This is a genomic window from Pseudoxanthomonas sp. J35, assembly GCF_000513995.1.
Taxonomy (GTDB): domain Bacteria; phylum Pseudomonadota; class Gammaproteobacteria; order Xanthomonadales; family Xanthomonadaceae; genus Pseudoxanthomonas.
In genome coordinates, this window is record NZ_AZVB01000013.1 from 88870 (window position 1) to 111060 (window position 22191).

The 22191-nt window shown below is 70.0% G+C and carries 17 protein-coding genes and 1 pseudogene; 12 read left to right on the forward strand and 6 right to left on the reverse strand.

The annotated features are described in order from the left end of the window. Positions 1-21: 21 nt before the first annotated feature. On the forward strand, positions 22-981 hold the full coding sequence (locus PSEJ35_RS0110115) for an RluA family pseudouridine synthase (protein ID WP_028917683.1): 960 nt from the start codon (positions 22-24) through the stop codon (positions 979-981). Between the two features lie 18 nt (positions 982-999). Here PSEJ35_RS0110115 and zupT read toward each other — a convergent pair whose 3' ends face one another. Genes zupT through PSEJ35_RS0110130 form a run of 3 tightly spaced genes read right to left on the reverse strand, consistent with a single transcriptional unit; the run spans position 1000 to position 2601 of the window. After that, positions 1000-1806 carry a zinc transporter ZupT gene (zupT, locus tag PSEJ35_RS0110120; protein WP_028917684.1) on the reverse strand — a complete coding sequence of 269 codons (807 nt, stop codon included), beginning with the start codon at positions 1804-1806 and terminating at the stop codon, positions 1000-1002. A gap of 28 nt (positions 1807-1834) precedes the next feature. Beyond that, complete coding sequence (locus PSEJ35_RS0110125) at positions 1835-2254, reverse strand: energy transducer TonB (protein ID WP_028917685.1); 420 nt, start codon at positions 2252-2254, stop codon at positions 1835-1837. Between the two features lie 2 nt (positions 2255-2256). Next, positions 2257-2601 (reverse strand): 4a-hydroxytetrahydrobiopterin dehydratase, encoded by a 345-nt coding sequence (locus PSEJ35_RS0110130; RefSeq protein ID WP_028917686.1) that lies wholly within the window; start codon positions 2599-2601, stop codon positions 2257-2259. Between the two features lie 78 nt (positions 2602-2679). Between PSEJ35_RS0110130 and PSEJ35_RS0110135 the strand changes: the two genes are divergently transcribed. From PSEJ35_RS0110135 to PSEJ35_RS0110160, 6 genes and pseudogenes are all read left to right on the forward strand, one after another. Then, positions 2680-3276: an NfuA family Fe-S biogenesis protein gene (locus PSEJ35_RS0110135; RefSeq protein ID WP_028917687.1), complete on the forward strand. Its 597-nt coding sequence runs from the start codon at positions 2680-2682 to the stop codon at positions 3274-3276. 13 nt (positions 3277-3289) lie between these two features. Further along, complete coding sequence (locus PSEJ35_RS0110140) at positions 3290-5092, forward strand: hypothetical protein (protein ID WP_051412638.1); 1803 nt, start codon at positions 3290-3292, stop codon at positions 5090-5092. Positions 5093-5324: 232 nt separating this feature from the next. Continuing rightward, positions 5325-6453, forward strand: a protein-coding gene (gene prfB, locus PSEJ35_RS0110145; protein WP_156924792.1) for a peptide chain release factor 2 whose coding sequence is annotated in 2 segments (ribosomal slippage) — positions 5325-5399 and positions 5401-6453 — 1128 coding nt in all. Because the reading frame shifts where the segments join, the coding sequence is not laid out codon by codon here. A 118-nt stretch (positions 6454-6571) separates the two neighbouring features. Beyond that, entirely contained in the window at positions 6572-8098 is a 1527-nt protein-coding gene (gene lysS, locus PSEJ35_RS0110150) for a lysine--tRNA ligase (protein WP_028917690.1), read from the forward strand. A 233-nt stretch (positions 8099-8331) separates the two neighbouring features. Further along, positions 8332-9417: pseudogene (locus tag PSEJ35_RS0110155) on the forward strand (two-component system response regulator); the annotation flags it as partial. Then, positions 9410-11602, forward strand: coding sequence for an ATP-binding protein (locus tag PSEJ35_RS0110160; protein WP_028917692.1), 2193 nt, complete (start codon positions 9410-9412; stop codon positions 11600-11602). The pseudogene PSEJ35_RS0110155 and the gene PSEJ35_RS0110160, both read left to right, overlap by 8 nt. 118 nt (positions 11603-11720) lie before the next feature. Here the strand turns inward: PSEJ35_RS0110160 and PSEJ35_RS0110165 are convergent, their stop codons facing one another. Further along, positions 11721-12590 (reverse strand): crotonase/enoyl-CoA hydratase family protein, encoded by an 870-nt coding sequence (locus PSEJ35_RS0110165; protein ID WP_028917693.1) that lies wholly within the window; start codon positions 12588-12590, stop codon positions 11721-11723. Positions 12591-12835: 245 nt separating this feature from the next. After that, positions 12836-14533: a long-chain fatty acid--CoA ligase gene (locus PSEJ35_RS0110170; RefSeq protein ID WP_028917694.1), complete on the reverse strand. Its 1698-nt coding sequence runs from the start codon at positions 14531-14533 to the stop codon at positions 12836-12838. A 232-nt stretch (positions 14534-14765) separates the two neighbouring features. Here PSEJ35_RS0110170 and PSEJ35_RS0110175 point away from each other — a divergent pair, with 232 nt between their 5' ends. Beyond that, positions 14766-15101, forward strand: a complete 336-nt coding sequence (locus PSEJ35_RS0110175; protein ID WP_051412641.1) for a nuclear transport factor 2 family protein — start codon at positions 14766-14768, stop codon at positions 15099-15101. Positions 15102-15179: 78 nt separating this feature from the next. Here PSEJ35_RS0110175 and acnA read toward each other — a convergent pair whose 3' ends face one another. Then, positions 15180-17933, reverse strand: a complete 2754-nt coding sequence (gene acnA, locus PSEJ35_RS0110180) for an aconitate hydratase AcnA (RefSeq protein ID WP_028917696.1) — start codon at positions 17931-17933, stop codon at positions 15180-15182. A 216-nt stretch (positions 17934-18149) separates the two neighbouring features. Here acnA and PSEJ35_RS0110185 point away from each other — a divergent pair, with 216 nt between their 5' ends. The 4 genes from PSEJ35_RS0110185 to PSEJ35_RS0110200 form a co-directional block, all read left to right on the forward strand. Beyond that, positions 18150-18380 (forward strand): AbrB/MazE/SpoVT family DNA-binding domain-containing protein, encoded by a 231-nt coding sequence (locus tag PSEJ35_RS0110185; protein ID WP_028917697.1) that lies wholly within the window; start codon positions 18150-18152, stop codon positions 18378-18380. Beyond that, the gene (locus PSEJ35_RS0110190) at positions 18377-18775 is read left to right on the forward strand and encodes a type II toxin-antitoxin system VapC family toxin (protein WP_028917698.1); all 399 of its coding nucleotides are present in this window, start codon (positions 18377-18379) and stop codon (positions 18773-18775) included. Before PSEJ35_RS0110185 ends, PSEJ35_RS0110190 begins: the two co-directional genes overlap by 4 nt. A gap of 42 nt (positions 18776-18817) precedes the next feature. After that, positions 18818-21409 (forward strand): bifunctional aconitate hydratase 2/2-methylisocitrate dehydratase, encoded by a 2592-nt coding sequence (gene acnB, locus PSEJ35_RS0110195; RefSeq protein ID WP_028917699.1) that lies wholly within the window; start codon positions 18818-18820, stop codon positions 21407-21409. A 353-nt stretch (positions 21410-21762) separates the two neighbouring features. Continuing rightward, the coding region (locus tag PSEJ35_RS0110200) for an IS5/IS1182 family transposase (RefSeq protein WP_028917700.1) at positions 21763-22191 on the forward strand (429 nt) is incomplete at its 3' end.

A 22191-nucleotide genomic window follows, 5' to 3' on the forward strand; every position in this document is an offset into this window, starting at 1 on the left:
AGTCTAACAGAAATCGCCCCCATGACCGAACCCGCCCCCGGCCGGGCCGTCGCACGCACCGTACGGGTGCCCGACGACCGTGATGGCCAGCGCCTGGACAACTTCCTCCTCGGCCAGCTCAAGGGGGCGCCGCGCAGCCTGGTCTACAAGCTGGTCCGCAGCGGCCAGGTCCGGGTGAACGGCGGCCGGGCCAAGGCCGAGCGCAAGCTGGCGGCCGGCGACGAGGTCCGGATCCCGCCGGTGCGGCTGGAGACCGAGGCCGGGCGGGGCACCCCGGCACCGGGCCTGCTGGCCCGGATCGAGGCCTCGATCGTGTTCGAGGACGCCCGCCTGCTGGCCATCGACAAGCCGTCCGGGGTGGCCAGCCACGGCGGCAGCGGCATCTCCTTCGGTGCGATCGAGACCCTGCGCGCCCTGCGTCCGGGCCAGACCCTGGAGTTGGCCCACCGCCTGGACCGGGACACTTCCGGGGTCCTGGTGGTGGCCAAGAAGCGCTCGGCCCTGGCCGAGCTGCAGGCGCTGATGCGCGAGGGCGGGGCCGGCGGCGGCATCCGCAAGCGCTACCTGACCCTGCTGACCGGGCGCATGCCCGACGGGACGATGAGCGTGGACGCCCCGCTGCACGTAGGCCTGCGCCAGGGCGGCGAGCGTCACGTCCAGGTCAGCCCGGACGGCAAGCCCTCGCTGAGCCACTTCCACCTGCTGGAGCGGCGCGGCGGGCAGTCCTACTGCGAGGTCCGGATCGATACCGGCCGCACCCACCAGATCCGCGTGCATGCGCAGCACATCGGCCACCCGGTGGCCGGCGACGACAAGTACGGCGACCCGGAAGCCAACCGCCGGCTGCGCGACAAGGCCGGCCTGCGCCGGCTGTTCCTGCACGCGGCCTCGCTGGAGTTCGCCCTGGACGACGGCCGCACGCCGTACACGATCAACGCGCCGCTGGCGCCGGAACTGGCCGAGGTCCTCGACCGGCTGTAAGCCGGGCCCGCCCCCGTCCTACCACTTGAACAGGACCAGGCTCAGGGCCAGCACGCCCATGCCGCTGACCAGGCCGTAGACGGTCTCGTGGCCCTTGGCGTAGCGCTTGGCCGCCGGCAGCAGTTCGTCCAGGGCCAGGAACACCATGATCCCGGCGATCACCCCGAACACCGCGCCGAACACGCCCTCGGACAGCACGCTCGACAGCAGCCCGTAGCCGATCAGCGCGCCCACCGGCTCGGCCAGGCCCGACAGCAGGCTGGCGACGAAGGCGTAGCCCTTGTTGCCGGTGGCGTAATAGACCGGGACCGCGATGGCGATGCCCTCGGGGATGTTGTGGATGGCGATGGCGAAGGCCAGCGGCAGGCCGACGGCCGGGTTCTCGAGGGTGGCGAAGAAGGTGGCCAGGCCCTCGGGGAAGTTGTGCGCGGTGATCGCCACCGCGGTCATCAGGCCGACCCGGCGGATGTACTCGCGGTTGTGCTCGCGCAGCGCCGGGTCGTCGGCGGTGAGGGTGTCGTGCGGGTTGGGCGCCAGCATGTCGATGCCCATGATCAGCAGCACGCCGGCGAGGAAGGCGAAGGTGGCGTAGGTGAAGCCCAGCCGCGGGTCGAAGGCCAGGGTGAACGAGGCGATCGACTTGTTGAGGATCTCCGACAGCGACACGAACACCATCGCGCCGCCGGCGAAGGCCAGGCCGAACGCGAGCAGGCGCGGGTTGGGCCCCCGGGCGAAGATCACCAGCAGGCTGCCCAGCCCCGTGGCCAGGCCCGCGGCCAGGGTCACGGCGAGGGCGATCAGGACCGCGGAGGTGGAGGGTTCCATCGGGGGGCTCTTCCCTGAGTTGCCCCGCTCAGGGCAGGGGCGAGCGGCCGGCGTCGAGGGCGAAGCATGCGTCAGGACGCACCGCAGGCGGCGTGAAGTTCACCGGGACCTGGATCTTCTGCGCCACCGGCTGGCCGGCGCGGGTGGCCGGGCGGAACTTCCAGGTGCGCACCGTCTCCTGGGCCAGCTGGTCCAGCTGGGCGTTGCCGCTGCTGCGGATCAGGTCGACCCGGGTGGGGGCGCCTTCGACGCCGATCTCCAGGCCCAGTACGGTCTGGCCGCCGATGCCGGCGCAGGCCAGCTCGATCGGGTACTGCGGCGGCGGAGTGTCCAGCGCGGCGACCTCGGTCGGTGCCGGCACCGGTTCGGCCGGGGGCTGCGAACCGGTGCAGGCGGCGAGGGTGGCGGTGGACACTGCGCAGAACAGGACAGGGATGCGCCGGTTCATGGTCATTCCTCCAGCAGGGCCGCGGCACGCGCCGCACAGATGAAGTCGTTCTCGCTCAGGCCGCCTACGTCGTGGGTGGAGAAGCGCACCACCACCCGGTCGTAGTGTACGCCCAGGTCGGGATGGTGGTCCTCGCGGTGGGCGATCCAGGCCAGCGCGTTCACGAAGGCCATGGTGTGGTGGTAGTCCTTGAAGGTGAAGGTGCGGACCAGGGCGCGGCCTTCCTCGGCCAGTTCCCAGCCGGGGACCTCCGGCAACAGCTCGGCGATGCGGGCCTGGCCCAGCCGGTGCTCCACGCCGCGACGCGGGATGCAATGGGCGTGCGCCAGCGGGATCAGGTCGGTCATCGGGGGGCTCCGTCGATGTTGCTGAATATTTGCGCGGCCTGCTGCGGGCGGGCGCCGGTACAGGGCTAGAATACCCGCATGATCAACATCTCCGACAGCGCGCAGGCGCACTTCCGCAAGCTGGTCGAACGCGAGGCCATCCCCGGCCTCGGCGTGCGGCTGAGCGCGGTCAATCCCGGTACGCCGCGCGCGGACGCGCGCCTGGAGTTCGCCGAGCCGTCCGAGCTGGCCGGCGACGAGTGGGCGGTGGACTGCGAAGGCTTCACCTTGTACGTGGCCGCCGACAGCGTGGCCTGGCTGGATGGCGCCGAGATCGACTACGTCTACCAGGGCGCGAGCACGCAGCTGACCATCCGCGCGCCGAAGATCAAGGGCGAAGCTCCGGCCGAGTCGGCCTCGCTGGTCGAGCGCGTGCGCTGGGTCATGGAGAACGAGATCAACCCGCAGCTGGCCTCGCACGGCGGCCGCGCCAGCGTGCAGGAAGTGTCGGCCGACGGCGTGGTCCTGCTGCGCTTCGGCGGTGGTTGCCATGGCTGCGGCATGGCCGACGTCACCCTCAAGCAGGGCATCGAGAAGACGCTGATGGCGCGCGTCCCCGGCGTGACCGCGGTGCGCGACGCCACCGACCACGCCAGCGGCGAGGCGCCGTACATGCCGCGCGGGAACGCGGCCTGAAACCGTGGCGCCTGTGCCCCGGGCGTCCGACATCATCCAGGCGCTGATCGAGCGCGCGCCACCCCGTCCTCCCGTCGAACGCAGCACCCGCCTGCCCTATGGCTGGGCGCTGTGGCTGCGCGCGCTGCCACCGCTGCCGGCGGTGGCCCGCGCGCGGCCGGGCGAGGTCGCGGGCCTGCTCGCGGGGCGTCCGCCCGCGCCGCGCGCGCGCGGCGAGGAACTGCCGACCTGGCGCGCCTTCGTCGCGCTGTTCCGCCAGGGCTGGCTGCCGGCACCGCGCGACGAGCGTCCGCTGCGCCTGGTGTCCGGCGCGGGCAGCCTGCTGGTGCACCTGCTGTTCGTCGCCTTCCTGGCCTGGATCGCGTGGATGCAGCTTTTGCGCCTGCAGGTGCCGCCGGAAGCCGGCGGCGGTGGCGAACGCATCCGGGTCGGCTTTACCGGCGCCGGCGATCCGGGAACGCCGCAGGTCGACTCCGCCGAAGCGCCGGGCGATGTGGCCGGTGATGCCGGCGGCGAACCTTCGCCGCCAGCCGCCGCCGCGCGCGCGGTCCAGGCCACTGAAGCCGCCGAGGCGGAGCCGGCGGCTCCCGCCGTGCCGGCGTTGCCGCAGGTGGCCGTCGAGGTCGTGCCGGCGGCGCCGCTGCCGCCGCCACTGCCGGAAGTGGTCGAGCGCGAGGTGCCCGAACCGGCACCGCCGCAACCGGTGCCGGAACAGCCGGTGCAGGTGACCGAGGTCGAACAGCCGACCATCGACTACGTGCTGCCGCCGACCACGCCGCGCCAGGTCGTCGTCCCCGTGCCGGCCGAGCCGCGGTTGCGCGAGCGCGAGGTGGTCGTGGTCCAGGCCCCGGTCGTGGTCGCGCCGCAGGTGCGGCCGGTGGACGCGCCGCTGCGCCAGCCGCGCGAACCGGAGCTGCGCACGCGCGAGGTCGAGGAGCCGCTGCCGCTGCCGGAGGTCGCGGTGCGGCCGGCCACGGTGCGCGCGCCGCAGGTCGAGGCGCGCCTGCCGACCACGGCCGAGCCCAGCCTGCGCGAGCGCGAGCTGCCCATGCCGTCGGTACCGGAAGGCACCGCGACCGCCGCCGCGCCGGAAGCATCGGCGGCCGCCGCCGCCGACTCGGCCGCGGATGCGCCTGCGCCCGCGACCGCACCGGGCGCCGCGGTCGCCGCCGATTCCAGGCCCGGTCCGGCGACGGCACCCGCTCCCGGGCCGGGAACCGGCCAGGCCAGCCAGCCCACGCCCGGTGGCAGCACCGGAACCGCCAACATCCCGGCGGCCGGCCCGCGCTCGCCGCAGGCCGGCGACGACTGGGGCCTGGCCCGCAGCGGCCCGCAACGACCGGGCGGCGCGCCGGGCCTGTTCGACGCCCAGGGACGTATCCGCCTGCCGGGGGAGGGCGAGGGCAGCGGCAGCGCGAGCGGCCCCGGGGCGCGTGATGGTGCGCCGGGCCAGGGGCTGGCCGACCGCGGCGCGCCCGGCGGCGACAACGACAGCTGGACACGCGAGCGCATCGCCGAGTCCGGCACCTGGCTCAAGCGCCCGCCGTACGATTACGAACCCACCAGCTTCGACCGTTACTGGGTGCCGAACGAATCGCTGCTGGCCGAATGGGTGCGCAAGGGCATCAAGTCGGTGGCGATCCCGATCCCCGGCACCAGCAAGCGGATCAACTGCGTGGTCTCGCTGCTGCAGCTGGGCGGCGGCTGCGGCATCACCGACCCCAACCTGAACGAGCAGCCGTCCGACGGCAGGCCGCCACCGGACATCCCGTTCAAGCCCGAGCTGCAGGAAGACAACGGCAGCGTCCGCCCCTGACCCGTAGAGTCGGGCTTGCCCGACTCCCACGCCCGGCAGCGCAACGCCGCCCCAGGCGCAGCGGGGCAGTCCCCGCCCTACGAGAAGCCCGCGCCGCTGTAGAGTCGGGCTTGCCCGACTCCCACGCCCGGCAGCGCAACGCCGCCACAGGCACAGCAGGGCAACCCCCGCTCTACAGCAACGGGCGGCCTGCTAGAATCTGCGGCTGTTTTCCCTTCATGCAGCCCCCGCCATGATCGAGCTCAATCCCGTCCGCCAGCGCATCGCCGACCTGACCGGTCGCGTGGTCTCGCTACGGGGGTATCTTTGACTACGACGCCAAGAAAGAGCGTCTGGAAGAAGTAAACCGCGAGCTCGAGCTGCCCAACGTCTGGGATGACCCGGAGCGGGCGCAGGCCCTGGGCCGCGAGCGCGCCATGCTGGAGAAGACCGTCGGCGGGATCGCCACGGTGCTGGAAGGCCTCGAGGGCTCGACCGAGCTGCTGGACCTGGCCGAGAGCGAGCAGGACGAGGACACCGCCCTGGCGGTGGTGGCCGACGTCGACCGCTTCGAGAAGGACATCGAGAAGCTGGAGTTCCAGCGCATGTTCTCCGGGCAGATGGATCCGGCCAACGCCTTCGTCGACATCCAGGCCGGCGCCGGCGGCACCGAGGCCCAGGACTGGGCCGAGATGCTGCTGCGCATGTACCTGCGCTGGTGCGAGTCGCGCGGCTGGAAGACCGAGCTGCTGGAGGTGTCCGGTGGCGAAGTGGCCGGCATCAAGTCCGCCACCTTCCGCGTGGAGGGCGACTTCGCCTACGGCTGGCTGAAGACCGAGACCGGTGTGCACCGCCTGGTGCGCAAGTCGCCGTTCGACTCGGACAACCGCCGCCACACCAGCTTCACCTCGGTGTTCGTCAGCCCCGAGGTCGACGACAAGATCGACATCGAGATCAACCCGGCCGACCTGAAGACCGACGTGTACCGTTCCTCGGGCGCCGGCGGCCAGCACGTCAACAAGACCGAGTCGGCGGTGCGCATCACCCACGTCCCGACCGGCATCGTGGTGGCCTGCCAGACCGAGCGCAGCCAGCACGCCAACCGCGACCGGGCGATGAAGATGCTGGCCGCGCGCCTGTACGAACTGGAGATGCAGAAGCGCAACGCCGAGAAGGACGCGGTGGAAGCCACCAAGTCCGACATCGGCTGGGGCAGCCAGATCCGCAACTACGTGCTCGACCAGAGCCGGATCAAGGACCTGCGCACCGGCATCGAGCGCAGCGACACGCAGAAGGTGCTCGACGGCGACCTGGACGAGTTCGTCGAGGCCAGCCTCAAGGCGGGCCTGGAGGCCGGCTCCAAACGGAGCGACGCGGCGTAAGGAGGATGGCCGCCAGGCCATCCCGACCGGCACCGCGTCCGCATCCTCCCTCGCGATGCCCGGTGCCGCCGATGCAGGTACCGGGTGACCCCAAACCCGCGTCTCCTCATCGAACCCCATGACCCAGCCCACCGAAACCGCTGCCGTCCCGTCCACCGACGAGAACCACCTGATCGCCGAGCGCCGCGCCAAGCTCGCCGCGCTGCGCGAGAAGGGCGTGGCCTTCCCCAACGACTTCAAGCGCGCCGACTACGCCGGCGACCTGCAGGCCGAATTCGCCGACGCGGAGAAGTGGACCGGCGAGGCGCTGGAAGCGCTGCCGCGCACCGTGGCGCTGGCCGGCCGGCTGATGGCCAAGCGGGTGATGGGCAAGGCCAGCTTCGCCCAGATCATGGACGAGTCCGGCCGCATCCAGCTGTTCCTGCAGGCCAACACCCTGGGCGAGTCCTACGAGGCGTTCAAGTCGTTCGACGTCGGCGACATCGTCGCGGTCGAGGGCGGGCTGACCCGCACCCGCACCGGTGAGCTGTCGGTCAAGGCCAGCGCGCTGCGCCTGCTGGTCAAGTCGCTGCGCCCGCTGCCGGACAAGTGGCATGGCCTGAGCGACGTGGAGCAGCGCTACCGCCAGCGCTACGTCGACCTGATCGTGACGCCGGAGGCGCGCGAGGTCTTCGTCAAGCGCAGCAGGATCATCCGCGCGATCCGCTCCTGGCTGGACGAGCGCCGCTTCCTGGAAGTGGAAACGCCGATGATGCACTACATCCCCGGCGGCGCCACGGCCAAGCCGTTCGTGACCCACCACAACGCGCTGGACCTGCAGCTGTACCTGCGCGTGGCCCCGGAGCTGTACCTCAAGCGCCTGGTCGTCGGCGGCCTGGAGCGGGTCTACGAGATCAACCGCAACTTCCGCAACGAGGGCGTGTCGACCCGGCACAACCCCGAGTTCACGATGCTGGAGCTGTATGAGGCCTACGCCACCTACCACGAGGTCATGGACCTGACCGAGAACATGATCCGCGATACCGCCAGGAGCGTGCTCGGCACCACCGAGGTGGAGTGGGAGGGGCAGAAGATCGACCTGGGCCCGGCCTTCCGCCGCTGGCGCATGGACGAGGCGGTGCGCCATCACAACCCGGAAATCAGCGCGGCCGACTGCACCGACCGCGAGGCGCTCCTGCGCCACTGCGAGCGCCTGGGGATCAAGGTCAAGCCGTCGTGGGGCTGGGGCAAGCTGCTGCTGGAGATCTTCGAGGCCACGGTCGAGCACACCCTGGTCCAGCCGACCTTCATCACCGACCACCCGGTGGAGGTCTCGCCGCTGGCCCGCGCCTCGGACACCGAGCCGGGCTACACCGACCGCTTCGAGCTGTTCATCAACGGCAAGGAGATCGCCAACGGCTTCTCCGAGCTCAACGATCCGGAAGACCAGGCGGCCCGCTTCCAGGCCCAGGTGGCGGCGAAGGAGGGGGGCGACGACGAAGCCATGCACTTCGACGCCGACTACATCCGTGCGCTGGAGTATGGAATGGCCCCGACCGGCGGCCTGGGCATCGGCATCGACCGCCTGGTGATGCTGCTGACCGGCAGCACCTCGATCCGCGACGTGCTGCTGTTCCCGTACATGCGGCCCGGGCAGGCCGGCTGAGCCGGCCTGCCCGGGTGGCAAACCCGGAGGACAGGGCGCCGGCGGCTTGAACCGTTCACCCGGCCACGCCCCGGAGGGCTGTCCCGGGCCGCTTCTGGCACGCTTCCTGCGTCCTTTTCCGTGACGGCTGCACCGGCCGGCGCCCCCGCGCCGGCGGTTGCTGCCCGGGAGAGGCCGGAATGGCTGTGAGATCGGACGCCAACGCGGTAATCTGCGATCCCGACAAGGGGTTAAACGGGGCGGAGCGGGCATTGGATATCGTCATCGTCGACGATCAGGCATCGGCGCGCACGATGCTGCGGCACATCATCGAGGACATCACGTCGGCACTCGCCGTGCATGATTTCGGCGATGCCCGCCAGGCGCTTGCCTGGTGCGACGACAACCCGATCGACTTGCTGCTGCTCGACTACCGCATGCCGGGGATGGATGGCCTGGAGTTCGCGCGCCGCTTCCGCCGCCTGCCCAAGCACCGCGACATCCCGATCATCCTGATCACCGTCGTCGGCGACGAACCGGTGCGCCAGGCCGCGCTGGAATCGGGGGTCATCGACTTCCTGGTCAAGCCGGTGCGCCCGCGCGAACTGCGCGCGCGCTGCCACAACCTGCTGCAGCTGCGCCAGCAGTCGGAGACTGTCAAGCAGCGCGCTCTGTCGCTGGAGCAGCGCCTGCTGTCGAGCATGCACGAGGTCGAGGAGCGCGAGCGCGAGACGCTGTCGCGGCTGGCCCGCGCGATCGAGTTCCGCGATTCGGGCACCAGCGCCTACCTGGAGCGCATGTCGCGCGTGGCCGGCCTGGTCGCCGAAGGCATGGGCCTGCCCGAGGACGACGTGCGCACCATCGAGATGGCCGCGCCCCTGCACGACATGGGCAAGATCGCCATCCCCGACGCGGTGCTGATGAAGCCGGGCAAGCTCAACGAGGAAGAGATGGCGATCATGCGCCGCCATCCGCGCATCGGCCACGAGCTGCTGTCCGGCAGCCAGAACCGCTTCATCCAGGTCGGCGCGATGATCGCCCTGCGCCACCACGAGCGCTACGACGGCAGCGGCTATCCCGATGGCCTGGCCGGCGAGGCGATCCCGCTGGAGGCGCGCATCGTCGCGGTGGCCGACGTGTTCGACGCGCTGATCTCGCCGCGCCCGTACAAGGAGGCGTGGACCATCGACGCCGCGCTGGCCTACCTCTACGCCCAGCGCGGACGCCTGTTCGACCCCGAATGCGTGGATGCCCTGCTGCGCGGGCGCGACCGCCTGCAGCAGATCTGCGAGCAGTACTCCACCGCCTCGGCGCGGCCAGGGGGACTGGCCAATGTCTGAGATCCTGGCCTGGTTCCGCGGGCGGCTGTCCAACCGGCCCGACAGCGAACACGGCCAGGCGCTGGTCCGCATCGTGCTGATCAGCCTAATCTTCTCCTACGTGCTGCTGCCGTCCTCGCGCAGCGGCCTGGGCCCGGAGCAGTTCCGCGACGTGGTCCTGATCGTCGGCGCCGGCCTGGTGCTGAGCCTGGTGATCTTCAGCGCGCTGCTGGCCCGCCCGGGCCGCTCCGACGTGCGCCGCGTGGCCGGCATGTTCGCCGACTACGGGCTGATGGCCGCCTGCATGATCCGCATGGGCGAGCCGATCGCCTGGATGTACGTGGTGATCATGTGGGTCACGGTCGGCAACGGCCTGCGTTACGGCAACCGCTACCTGGTCGGGGCGGTGGGCATGGCCCTGGCCTGCTTCGGCAGCGTGCTGGTGTTCAACGAGTTCTGGCACCGGATCCTGGGCCTGGGCATCGGCCTGCTGTGCGGCCTGGCGGCGGTGCCGCTGTACCTGTCCAGCCTGCTGCGGCAGCTGACCCGCGCCACCGAGGAGGCGCGCCGCGCCAGCGAGGCCAAGAGCCGCTTCCTGGCCAACATGAGCCACGAGTTCCGCACCCCGCTCAACGGCCTGGCCGGCATGTCCGAGGTGCTGGCGACCACGCGCCTGGACGACGAGCAGCGCGAATGCGTGCGCACCATCCAGGCCTCGACCCGCACGCTGATGGCGCTGGTCGAGGACGTGCTCGACATCTCCGCGATCGAGGCCGGCAAGCTCAAGCTCAACCCCGAGGACTTCTCGCCGCGCGAACTGCTGGCCAGCATCGGCCTGATCCTGCATCCGCAGGCCCGCGCCAAGAAGCTCGACTACCTGGTGGTGATCGCCGACGCGGTGCCGCAGCGCGTGCGCGGCGACGCCGGCCACCTGCGCCAGGTGCTGCTGAACCTGGTCGGCAACGCGGTCAAGTTCACCGACCAGGGCCGGGTGCGGGTGGACGTCACCGTGGTGCCGTCGCCGCCGGGCGATGGTCGCACGCGCCTGCGGTTCTCGGTTACCGACACCGGCATCGGCGTGCCGGCGGCAATGCGCAACCGCCTGTTCAAGGCCTTCGAGCAGGCCGACGCCAGCCTGGCCCGCCGCTACGGCGGCACCGGCCTGGGCACCACCATCGCCAAGGGCCTGGCCGAGGCGATGGGCGGCCGCATCGGCTTCGAGAGCCTGGAGGAACGCGGCAGCCTGTTCTGGGTAGAGATCCCGTTCGAGCCGCCGGCGGAGCGTTCGGCGCAGCCGGCCGCGCCTATGGTCGCCGAGGTCGAGGGCGAGACCGCGCTGCGCGACGCCGGTGGCAACGTCATCGCCTTCGCCGACCCGTTCCTGCGCCACCGCGCCCGCGTGCGCAGCATGCACCTGCTGATCGCGGACGACTACGAGGCCAACCGCATGGTCCTGCAGCGCCTGCTGCAGAAGGCCGGCCACCGGGTGACCTCGGTGGAGGGCGGCGAGGAGGTGCTCGATGCGATGGCCGCCGGCGAGTTCGACGCGGCCATCGTCGACCTGCACATGCCCGGCGTCAGCGGCCTGGACCTGCTCAAGCAGCTGCGGGTAATGCAGGCCGGCGGCGGCCCGCGCACGCCGGTGATCGTGCTCAGCGCCGACGTCACCCCCGAATCGATCCAGCGCTGCGAGCAGGCCGGCGCCTACGCCTTCCTGGCCAAGCCGGTCGCCGCCACGCGGCTGCTGGAAACCCTGTCCGGCGTCGCCGCCCAGCGCGGCCGCCGCAGCGCCGTGTCGGTGCCGCGCCCGGCCGGCGAGGCGCCCGACGGCGTCCTCGACACCTCGGTGCTCGACGAGCTGGCGCAGATGGGCATGGGCGAGGCCTTCGAGCACGAGTTCATCACCCACTGCCTGGCCGACGCCGACGGCTGCATCGGCGCGATGACCCACGCCGCCGAGGCCGCGGACTGGGCGCGCCTGCGCGACCACGCCCACGCCATCAAGGGCGTGGCGGCCAACCTCGGCCTGGTGCGGGTGGCGGCGCAGGGCAGCGAACTGATGCGCCTGGCCGACTGGCAGATCCGCAACGAATGGCGGCAGCGCATCGCCATGCTCAACGCCGCGCTGACCCAGGGCCGCGACGCGCTGGCCGCGCGCGAGCGTGCGCGCGGGACGGTCCGCGACAACGGCGGCGAGCCGGGCTGAGCAGCCAGGCGGCGGTCGACCGTCGCTTCGAATCCAGCACGCGGACAAAACAAAGGCCCGGCATCCAGCCGGGCCCGATCCCCCTACGGACGGGGCAGCCGCAGGGCCGCCGGTCCGATCAGGCGGCTTCCGAAGCGGACCTCCGGGTCTGCGCACGCACGATGCGCTCCATGGTCTTCAGCGACCTGTCGCCCAGCGCCAGGGCGGTGTCCACCCACACCTCGGTGATGCCCATCAGCTCGTCGTAGCTGACCGGCTGGCCGATGCGGCGGACCTGGTTCATGGCCAGGTAGGAGTGGGGGATGCGCTGCTGCTGGCGGATCATCTCCTGGACGGCCGATTCGCCCTGGCCCTTCGGCACCAGCACGTCGACCACGCCCATCCGGTACATCTCCTCGCTGCTGTAGACCTCGCCGCCGAGGATCATCTTCTCGGCCTGGCGCGGGCTGACGCGCTTGCACAGGAACGAGTAGGCGCCCATGCCCGGGAACAGCCCGAACAGCACCTCCGGCAGACCCATGCCGACGCCTTCCTCGGCGACGATGGTGTGGCAGGCCAGGGCCATTTCCAGGCCGCCGCCGAGCGCGTCGCCCTGGACCAGGGCGATGGTGTGCACGTCGCCGCCGAGGCCGGTGTGCAGGTGGTGGACGCCGTCGATGCAGCGGCGCGCGTAGCCGAGCAGGCGCTCGCGGTCGCCGGCGCGGATCAGCTGGGCGAACAGGTCCAGGTCGCCGCCGAGGTTGAAGGCCGAGGCGTCGGAGGCCAGCACCAGGTGGCGCAGGCGGCTCTGGTTGCGCTGGGCCTCGCGCAGGGTGATGGAGGCCATGTAGCCCCAGATGTCGTCGATCACCTCAGAGCGGCAACACGGGCGCGTACCCGGACCTGCGTCGGCGTGCATGTACAGCCAGTGCACGCTGCCGTCCGCCGGCGTCTGCACGCGGATGGTCGGGAAGGTGTGGGGGCGCTGCAGTTTCTCGATATTGCTCATGGCGTCTTCTCCGGGGGCTTCGGGCCTGCCGAGGGAATTCGCGGCAGGCGTGATTGCTGCCGGACCATGCTACACCTGAACCGAAAGTTAAACCGTCTTGGCCGCGGTGGGGCGGATCCTGCGTGGCAGGAGGGGACAAGGACGGGGGCTGGCGCCCGCGGAAGGCACACGCGGGCAGGGGTCTGGCGGACGCGGGTGCTGCAGGAAGGGGCGGGGCGGCACGGCCGCCGGCCCGCCTGGAAGCGTCAGTGCGCGGAGGCCTTCGAGGCCGGCGCCGGGTCGCGCAGTTCCTTGCGCAGGATCTTGCCGACGTTGCTCTTCGGCAGCTCGGTGCGGAACTCGATGTAGCGCGGCTGCTTGTAGCCGGTCAGCGCCTCGCGGCAGTAGGCCTTGATCTGCTCGGCGGTGAGCGACGGGTCCTTCTTCACCACGAACAGCTTCACCGCCTCGCCCGTACGCTCGTCCGGCACGCCGACCGCGGCCACTTCCAGCACCCCCGGCATCGCCGCGACCACGTCCTCGATCTCGTTCGGGTACACGTTGAAGCCCGAGACCAGGATCATGTCCTTCTTGCGGTCGACGATATAGACGAAGCCCTTCTCGTCGATGCGCGCCATGTCGCCGGTGTGCAGCCAGCCGTCGGCGTCGATGACCTTGGCCGTCTCCTCCGGACGCTGCCAGTAGCCCTTCATGACCTGCGGACCCTTGACGCACAGCTCGCCGACTTCGCCCTGCGGCACTTCCTTGCCGTCGTCGTCCTTGATGCACACGTCGGTGGACGGGATCGGCAGGCCGATCGAGCCGTTGAACTCCTTCAGGTCCAGCGGGTTGATGCACACCGCCGGCGAGGTCTCGGTCAGGCCGTAGGCCTCGACCAGGGTCACGCCGGTGACCTTCTTCCAGCGCTCAGCCACCGCGCGCTGCACGGCCATGCCGCCGCCCAGGGTGATCTTCAGCTTCGAGAAGTCCACCTCGTCGAAGCCGGGGGTGTTGAGCAGGCCGTTGAACAGGGTGTTGACGCCGGTGATCGCGGTGAAGCCGGAGGTCTTCAGCTCCTTGACGAAGTTCGGCATGTCGCGCGGGTTGGTGATCAGGTGGTTGAGGCCACCGAGCTCCATGAACACCAGGCCGTTGGCCGTCAGCGCGAAGATGTGGTACAGCGGCAGCGCGGTGATGATCACTTCCTTGCCGCGCTCGAGCTGGGTGGCGCCCAGCCAGGCCGAGGCCTGCTGCATGTTCGCCACCAGGTTGCGGTGGGTCAGCATCGCGCCCTTGGCCACGCCGGTGGTGCCGCCGGTGTACTGCAGGAAGGCGATGTCGCCCGGGTCGATGTCGACCTGCGGCAGCGGGTGGCGCTTGCCGGCGGCCAGCGCGTCCTTGAAGCGCACGGCGCCGGGGATGTCGTACTCGGGCACCATCTTCTTCACGTACTTCAGCACGAAGTTGACGATGGGGCCCTTGGGGAAGCCGAGCATGTCGCCCAGGCCGGTGGTGATGACCTGCTTGAGCGGGGTCTCGGCCAGCACTTCCTGCACGGTGTGGCCGAAGTTGTCGACCACCACGATCGCCGCGGCGCCGGCGTCGACCAGCTGGTGCTTGAGCTCGCGCGCGGTGTACAGCGGATTGACGTTGACCACGGTCAGGCCGGCGCGCAGCACGCCGAAGGTCGCGATCGGGTACTGCAGGCAGTTGGGCATCATGATCGCGACGCGATCGCCCTTCTTCAGGCCCAGCTCGCCCAGCAGGTAGGCGGCGAACTGCCTGCTCAGCCCGTCGACCTCGGCGTAGGTCATGGTCTTGCCGAGGTTGCGGTACGCGGGGCGGTCGCCGTAGCGCTGCACCGACGACGCGAACACCGCGGGGATCGAGCGGTATTGGTCCGGATCGATCTCCGCGGGCACGCCCTTCGGATAACTCTGCAACCAAGGACGATCCGGATTCATTGCGCATCCCTCCCGAGGTGGTGTGGCCATCTTTGTCAAAATATAGTCAAGGCACGCTCTGGCGTGCCGGGGTGGGAGCATACCGTTCCGGATGGAAAAGGCGAAGCACATGCAGCGAAGGGGTGGGGTGGCAAGGGCAATGGTCGCGGCGGGGATGGTGGCGGTCCTGGCATTGACGGCGGGGTGTTCGCGCGAACCGCCGGAACAGCGCCTGCGCGAGCGGATTTCGACGATGCAGGCCGCGCTGGAGGAGCGCAGCGCCTCCGCTTTCATGGACGGCGTGGCCGACGATTTCACCGGTCCCGGCGGAATGGATCGTGCTGCGCTGCAGCAGGTCGTGCGCGCACAGGTGCTGGCCAACGCCAGCATCGGGGTGACCCTCGGCCCGGCCGAGGTGGAGCTGCAGGGCCCCCGCGCGACCGTGCGCTTCAGCGCCCTGGCCACCGGCGGCAATCGCTTCCTGCCCGAACGCGCGCAGGCCTGGGAGGTCACCTCGGCCTGGCGCGACGAGGACGGCGGGTGGCGCCTGTACTACGCCGAGTGGAAGCCGAAGGGCGGCGGGCAGTAAAAAAGCCCCGGCGCGACACGCGCCGGGGCAGTTGGGGAACGCCGTGCCTCCCTGCCGGGCCGGGCCGGCAGGGAGCGGTCAGGCCGCCTCGCGCGAGGCGAGCTGGCGCAGCACGTACTGCAGCAGGCCGCCGTGGCGGAAGTACTCCACTTCCTTCGGGGTCAGCAGCAGCACGTGGACGTCGAACTCCACGGTGCGGCCGTCGGCCTTGCGCGCGGTGACCTTCGCCGTCTTGCTGGCGCCGTCCTGCAGGCCGGAGATGTCGAAGATCTCGGTGCCGTCCAGGCCCAGCGACTGCGCGTTCTGGCCGGCGTGGAACTGCAGCGGCAGCACGCCCATGCCGACCAGGTTGGAGCGGTGGATGCGCTCGAAGCTCTCGGCGATCACCGCCTTGACCCCGAGCAGGTTGGTGCCCTTGGCCGCCCAGTCGCGCGAGGAGCCGGTGCCGTACTCCTTGCCGGCGATCACCAGCAGCGGCGTGCCGTCGGCCTTGTACTTCATCGCCGCGTCGTAGATCGACATCTTCTCCGGCGGGTTGGCGCCGAAGTACAGGGTGTTGCCGCCTTCCTCGCCGCCGAAGAACAGGTTCTTGATCCGGATGTTGGCGAAGGTGCCGCGGACCATCACGTCGTCGTTGCCGCGGCGGCTGCCGTAGCTGTTGAAGTCCGCCGGCTGCACGCCACGCGACTGCAGGAAGCGGCCCGCCGGCGAGTCCTTCTCGATGTTGCCGGCCGGGGAGATGTGGTCGGTGGTGATCGAGTCGCCGAACAGGCCCAGCACGCGCGCACCGTGGATGTCGCCGATCGAGCCGACCTCCATGGTCATGCCTTCGAAGTACGGCGGGTTCTTGATGTAGGTGGAGGCGTCGTCCCAGGCGTACAGGTCGCCGTCGGGCGAGTCGATGGTGTTCCAGCGGTTGTCGCCCTTGAACACGTCGGCGTAGTTCTGCTTGAACATCTCCGGGCCGATGGTGGCGGCGATGACGTCGCCGATCTCCTTGCTCGAGGGCCAGATGTCGCGCAGGTAGACCGGCTGGCCGTCGCTGCCGGTGCCCAGCGGCTCGCTGGTCAGGTCGATGTCGGTGGTGCCGGCCAGGGCATAGGCGACCACCAGCGGCGGGCTGGCCAGGTAGTTCATCTTCACCTCGGGGTGCACGCGGCCCTCGAAGTTGCGGTTGCCCGACAGCACCGAGGCCACCACCAGGTCGCCGGCGGCGATCCCGGCGCTGACTTCCTGCGGCAGCGGACCGGAGTTGCCGATGCAGGTGGTGCAGCCGTAGCCGACGATGTAGAAGCCGACCTTCTCCAGCTCCTTCAGCAGGCCGGCCTTTTCCAGGTAGTCGGTGACCACGCGCGAGCCCGGGGCCAGCGAGGTCTTCACCCACGGCTGGCGGTTGAGCCCGCGCGCGGCGGCGTTGCGGGCCAGCAGGCCTGCGGCGACCATCACCGCCGGGTTGGAGGTGTTGGTGCAGGAGGTGATCGCGGCGATCACCACCGCGCCGTCCTTGAGCCGGACCGGCTTGCCGTCGATCTCGATGTCGGCCACGCCCTTGTGCAGGGCCTCGTTGCCGACCGCGGCGGTGCCGCCCTCGGCGATGAAGTCGGACACCCCGGGGTCGCGACGGTCGCGCGCGGCGGTCAGCAGCGCCACGTTCTCGCGGTAGTTCTTCTTCATCTCGCCCAGCAGCACGCGGTCCTGCGGGCGCTTGGGGCCGGCCAGCGACGGCTTCACGTCGCCCATGTCCAGGTGCAGGGTCGAGCTGTACTGCGCGTGCGGGCTGTCCGGCTCGTGCCACAGGCCCTGGGCGCGGGCGTAGGCCTCGACCAGGGCGATCTGCTCCTCGCTGCGGCCGGACAGGCGCAGGTACTCCAGCGACTCGGCATCGATCGGGAAGATGCCGCAGGTGGCGCCGTATTCCGGCGCCATGTTGCCGATGGTGGCGCGGTCGGCCAGCGGCAGGTGCTGCAGGCCGTCGCCGTAGAACTCGACGAACTTGCCGACCACCCCGTGCTTGCGCAGCATCTGGGTCACGGTCAGCACCAGGTCGGTGGCGGTGGAGCCTTCCGGCAGCTTGCCGGTGAGCTCGAAGCCGACCACCTGCGGGATCAGCATCGACGAGGGCTGGCCGAGCATGGCCGCCTCGGCCTCGATGCCGCCCACGCCCCAGCCCAGCACGCCGATGCCGTTGATCATCGTGGTGTGCGAGTCGGTGCCGAACACGGTGTCCGGGTAGGCCCAGGTCTCGCCGTCCTTCTCCGAGGTCATCACCACCCGGGCCAGGTGCTCCAGGTTGACCTGGTGGACGATGCCGGTATTCGGCGGCACCACCCGGAAGCCGTCGAAGGCCTTCTGGCCCCAGCGCAGGAAGGCGTAGCGCTCGCGGTTGCGCTCGAACTCGATGCGGCCGTTGAGGTCCAGGGCGTCGGGCTTGCCGAACACGTCGACCTGGATGGAGTGGTCGATGACCAGCTCCGAGGGGATCAGCGGATTGATCTGGCTGGCCTTGCCGCCGAGCTTGACCACGGCGTCGCGCATGGCCGCCAGGTCGACCACGCAGGGCACGCCGGTGAAGTCCTGCAGGACCACGCGCGCCGGCATGAAGGCGATCTCGGTATCGGGCTCCGCCTTGGGATCCCACCGGGCGACCGCCTCGATGTGCTCGGGCAGGACGGTCATCCCGTCCTCGTGCCGGAGCAGGTTCTCCAGCAGGATCTTCATGGAGTAGGGCAGGTGGGACAGGTCGAAGCGCTTGCCCAGGGCGGGCAGGCTGGCGTAGGCGAAGGATCTGCCGCCGACGTCCAGGCGGCTGCGGGTGGCGAAGGAATCGCGCATGGCGGGCTCCTGTGGCTGGTCGCCGCCAATCCCGGCGGCGGAAGGGGCAATCGTCGATTGTAGGTGCCATTCAATGACAGGACCGTCACGGCCGGCAATGGCCTCCGGCTGGCCGCGGGGCAGGGTCATTCTGGCCCGCAAGTGCCCACGCATGTTTGAGTATGCATGGAAAAGTATGTATTATTTCGCCATACCATCTACCCCCGGGAGGCCCCCATGGAAGCCACCGTTGCCGAGCGCGGCCAGATCACCCTGCCCAAGGCGGTGCGCGACGCGCTGGGGCTGACCAAGGGCACCCTGCTCAAGGTCGAGCTGGAGGGTAGCCGCATCGTCCTGCGCAAGAGCGTGGACGACGCCATTTCCCGCGCCCGCGGCAAGTTCGCCCTCGACGGCTTCGAATCGGCGGAGGAGGCCGTGCGCAGCCTTCGTAACGAAGGCGAGGCATGATTGCGGTCGATTCCCCGGTCCTGATCGAACTGCTCAGCGACGGCCCCCGCGCCGACGCGGTCGAGGCCTGCCTGCGCCAGGCGCTGGTCGGCGGCCGCGTGGTCGTGTGCGGCACCACCCTGGCCGAGCTGTGCGCCGCGCTGCGCGGCGGCGCCGAGGTGCAGGAGGCGCTGGAGGAGATGGGCATCCATTTCAGCCCGCTCGAGGCCAAGTCCGCCCTGCGCGCCGGCGAGATGCTGCGCCGCCACCGCCAGCGCGGCGGCGCCGGGCACCGCATCGGCGAGTTCATGGTCGGCGCCCACGCGATGCTCCAGTGCGACGGTCTGGTCACCTGGAACGACGCCTTTTACCGCGACTACTTCAAGGGCCTGAAGCTGATCGTGCCGCAAGCCTGAGCCCAAAGAACCTTTTACCTGTTCCGTTCCCCGGAGTTGTCCATGTTGGAAGCCTACCGCCACCACGTCGCCGAGCGCGCCGCCCTCGGCATCCCGCCGCTGCCGCTGAGCGCGCAGCAGACCGCCGAGGTCATCGAGCTGCTGAAGAACCCCCCGGCCGGCGAGGAGCAGTTCCTGGTCGACCTGCTCACCCACCGCGTTCCCGCCGGCGTCGACGACGCGGCCAAGGTCAAGGCCTCCTACCTGGCCGCGCTGGCCTTCGGCAGCGAGAAGAACCCGCTGATCAGCCGCGCCCGCGCCACCGAGCTGCTGGGCACCATGCTCGGCGGCTACAACGTCTCGCCGCTGATCGAGCTGCTGGACGATGCCGAGGTCGGCGCCATCGCCGCCGAGGGCCTCAAGCACACCCTGCTGGTGTTCGACCAGTTCCACGACGTGGAAGAGAAGGCCAAGGCCGGCAATGCCAACGCCAAGGCCGTGCTGCAGAGCTGGGCCGACGCCGAGTGGTTCACCAGCAAGCCTGAAGTGCCACAGAGCCTGACCATCACCGTGTTCAAGGTGCCGGGCGAGACCAACACCGACGACCTGTCGCCGGCGCCGGACGCCACCACGCGCCCGGACATCCCGATGCACGCCCTGGCGATGCTCAAGAACAAGCGCGGCGACGCGCCGTTCGTGCCGGAGGAAGACGGCAAGCGCGGCCCGATCGGCGAGATCCTCAAGCTCAAGGAGAAGGGCCACCTGGTCGCCTACGTCGGCGACGTGGTCGGCACCGGTTCCTCGCGCAAGTCTGCCACCAACTCGGTGCTGTGGTGGACCGGCGACGACATCCCGTACATCCCGAACAAGCGCGCCGGCGGCGTCTGCCTGGGCGGCAAGATCGCCCCGATCTTCTACAACACCATGGAAGACGCCGGCGCGCTGCCGATCGAGCTTGACGTGTCGAAGATGGACCACGGCGACGTGGTCGAGCTGCGCCCGTACGAGGGCAAGGCGCTGAAGAACGGCGAGGTGATCGCCGAGTTCAAGGTCAAGTCCGACGTGCTGTTCGACGAGGTGCGCGCCGGCGGCCGCATCCCGCTGATCATCGGCCGCGGCCTGACCGCCAAGGCCCGCGAGTCGCTGGGCCTGCCGGCCTCGGACCTGTTCCGCCTGCCGCAGCAGCCGGCCGACACCGGCAAGGGCTACACCCTGGCGCAGAAGATGGTCGGCCGCGCCTGCGGCCTGCCGGAAGGCAAGGGTGTGCGCCCGGGCACCTACTGCGAGCCGAAGATGACCTCGGTCGGTTCCCAGGACACCACCGGCCCGATGACCCGCGACGAGCTGAAGGACCTGGCCTGCCTGGGCTTCTCGGCCGACCTGGTGATGCAGTCGTTCTGCCACACCGCCGCCTATCCGAAGCCGGTCGACGTCAAGACCCACCACACCCTGCCGGAGTTCATCTCCACCCGCGGCGGCATCTCGCTGCGCCCGGGCGACGGCGTGATCCACAGCTGGCTCAACCGCATGCTGCTGCCGGACACCGTGGGCACCGGTGGCGACTCGCACACCCGCTTCCCGGTGGGCATCTCGTTCCCGGCCGGTTCCGGCCTGGTCGCCTTCGCCGCGGCCACCGGCGTCATGCCGCTGGACATGCCGGAGTCGGTGCTGGTCCGCTTCAAGGGCCAGATGCAGCCGGGCGTGACCCTGCGTGACCTGGTCAACGCGATCCCGTACTACGCGATCAAGCAGGGCCTGCTGACCGTCGCCAAGCAGGGCAAGAAGAACATCTTCTCCGGCCGCATCCTCGAGATCGAAGGCCTGCCGGACCTGAAGGTGGAGCAGGCATTCGAGCTGTCCGACGCCTCGGCCGAACGCTCGGCCGCCGGCTGCACCGTGCGCCTGAACAAGGAGCCGATCATCGAGTACCTCAACAGCAACATCACGCTGCTGAAGTGGATGATCGCCGAGGGTTACCAGGACGCCCGCTCGCTGGCCCGCCGCATCCGCAAGATGGAGGAGTGGCTGGCCAACCCGCAGCTGCTGGAGCCGGATGCCGACGCCGAGTACGCCGCGGTCATCGAGATCGACCTGGCCGAGGTGCACGAGCCGCTGCTGGCCTGCCCGAACGACCCGGACGACGTGAAGACCCTGACCGACGTGGCCGGTACGAAGATCGACGAGGTCTTCATCGGTTCGTGCATGACCAACATCGGCCACTTCCGTGCCGCGGCCAAGCTGCTGGAAGGCAAGCGCGACATCCCGACCCGCCTGTGGGTCGCGCCGCCGACCAAGATGGACGCCTCGGAGCTGACCAAGGAAGGCCACTACGGCACCTTCGGCACCGCCGGCGCGCGCATGGAAATGCCGGGCTGCTCGCTGTGCATGGGCAATCAGGCCCAGGTGCGCGAGGGCGCCACGGTATTCTCGACCTCGACCCGCAACTTCCCGAACCGCCTGGGCCGCAACTCCAACGTGTTCCTGGGTTCGGCCGAGCTGGCGGCGATCTGCTCGCGCCTGGGCAAGATCCCGACCAAGGAGGAGTACATGGCGGACATCGGCGTGATCAACGAGAAGGGCGCCGAGATCTACCGCTACATGAACTTCGACCAGATCGAGGAATACCAGGACGCGGCCAAGTCGGTCGCCGCCTGATCCCCCTGGCAGCTGCATGAGGAACGCCCGGCCAAGTGCCGGGCGTTTTTCTTTCTGCATGGCTGGTGGGACCGTGCAGGAAACCGCTGGGTCGTTACGCCTGACTGCGGATCGGAAGACAGTTGCTGAGCTAAGCCGCGCCGCGAAGCGGTGTTGGCTTCAATGAACTCTTAGAACTCAGCTGACCTGAGTATGCGGCGTCCCCCGCTTTCAGTAGCGGGGCGATTTAGAGTCCGGGGTGGATGGTAGCCGATGCCAGTTGCTTCACGTAGAAGCTCGGTGTCAGCCCGCCTAAGGATGCTCTGAACAAATTCCTTCGGCGACAATAGCGCAAGGTTCGACGGATGACGACGATGCAGCTGAGCTTCGGGGACGCGGAACACACGGGCAAGCGCAAGAGGACGCGGCGCGAGGTCTTCCTGGCGGAGATGGAGCAGGTGGTGCCGTGGAACGCATTGCTGGCGCTGATCGCACCGCACTACCCGAAGATGGGCCAGCGCGGCCGGCAGCCGTATCCCTTGGCGACGATGCTGCGCATCCACTTCCTGCAGCAGTGGTACTCGCTGAGCGACCCGGGCATGGAAGAGACGCTGTACGAGATGCCGGTGATGCGCCGCTTTGCCCGCNTGGGCGGGCTGGACAACATCCCGGACGAGACCNCGATCCTCAACTTCCGCCGGCTGCTGGAGACGCATGATCTGGCGCCGCAGCTCCTGGAGCGCGTGAACGCGCACCTGGCGCGTAAGGGCCAGAGCCTGAAGGCCGGCACGATCGTCGATGCG

What these genes read in the sequence shown, in the direction of transcription:
- acnA (WP_028917696.1), bottom strand. Translation starts at nt 17,933, where the DNA reads ATGCGCGATTCCTTCGCCACCCGCAGCCGCCTGGACGTCGGCGGCAGA.
- PSEJ35_RS0110175 (WP_051412641.1), top strand. Translation starts at nt 14,766, where the DNA reads ATGCAGGCCGCGCTGGAGGAGCGCAGCGCCTCCGCTTTCATGGACGGC.
- acnB (WP_028917699.1), top strand. Translation starts at nt 18,818, where the DNA reads ATGTTGGAAGCCTACCGCCACCACGTCGCCGAGCGCGCCGCCCTCGGC.
- PSEJ35_RS0110190 (WP_028917698.1), top strand. Translation starts at nt 18,377, where the DNA reads ATGATTGCGGTCGATTCCCCGGTCCTGATCGAACTGCTCAGCGACGGC.
- PSEJ35_RS0110170 (WP_028917694.1), bottom strand. Translation starts at nt 14,533, where the DNA reads ATGAATCCGGATCGTCCTTGGTTGCAGAGTTATCCGAAGGGCGTGCCC.
- lysS (WP_028917690.1), top strand. Translation starts at nt 6,572, where the DNA reads ATGACCCAGCCCACCGAAACCGCTGCCGTCCCGTCCACCGACGAGAAC.
- zupT (WP_028917684.1), bottom strand. Translation starts at nt 1,806, where the DNA reads ATGGAACCCTCCACCTCCGCGGTCCTGATCGCCCTCGCCGTGACCCTG.
- PSEJ35_RS0110135 (WP_028917687.1), top strand. Translation starts at nt 2,680, where the DNA reads ATGATCAACATCTCCGACAGCGCGCAGGCGCACTTCCGCAAGCTGGTC.
- PSEJ35_RS0110165 (WP_028917693.1), bottom strand. Translation starts at nt 12,590, where the DNA reads ATGAGCAATATCGAGAAACTGCAGCGCCCCCACACCTTCCCGACCATC.
- PSEJ35_RS0110185 (WP_028917697.1), top strand. Translation starts at nt 18,150, where the DNA reads ATGGAAGCCACCGTTGCCGAGCGCGGCCAGATCACCCTGCCCAAGGCG.
- PSEJ35_RS0110130 (WP_028917686.1), bottom strand. Translation starts at nt 2,601, where the DNA reads ATGACCGACCTGATCCCGCTGGCGCACGCCCATTGCATCCCGCGTCGC.
- PSEJ35_RS0110115 (WP_028917683.1), top strand. Translation starts at nt 22, where the DNA reads ATGACCGAACCCGCCCCCGGCCGGGCCGTCGCACGCACCGTACGGGTG.
- PSEJ35_RS0110125 (WP_028917685.1), bottom strand. Translation starts at nt 2,254, where the DNA reads ATGAACCGGCGCATCCCTGTCCTGTTCTGCGCAGTGTCCACCGCCACC.
- PSEJ35_RS0110160 (WP_028917692.1), top strand. Translation starts at nt 9,410, where the DNA reads ATGTCTGAGATCCTGGCCTGGTTCCGCGGGCGGCTGTCCAACCGGCCC.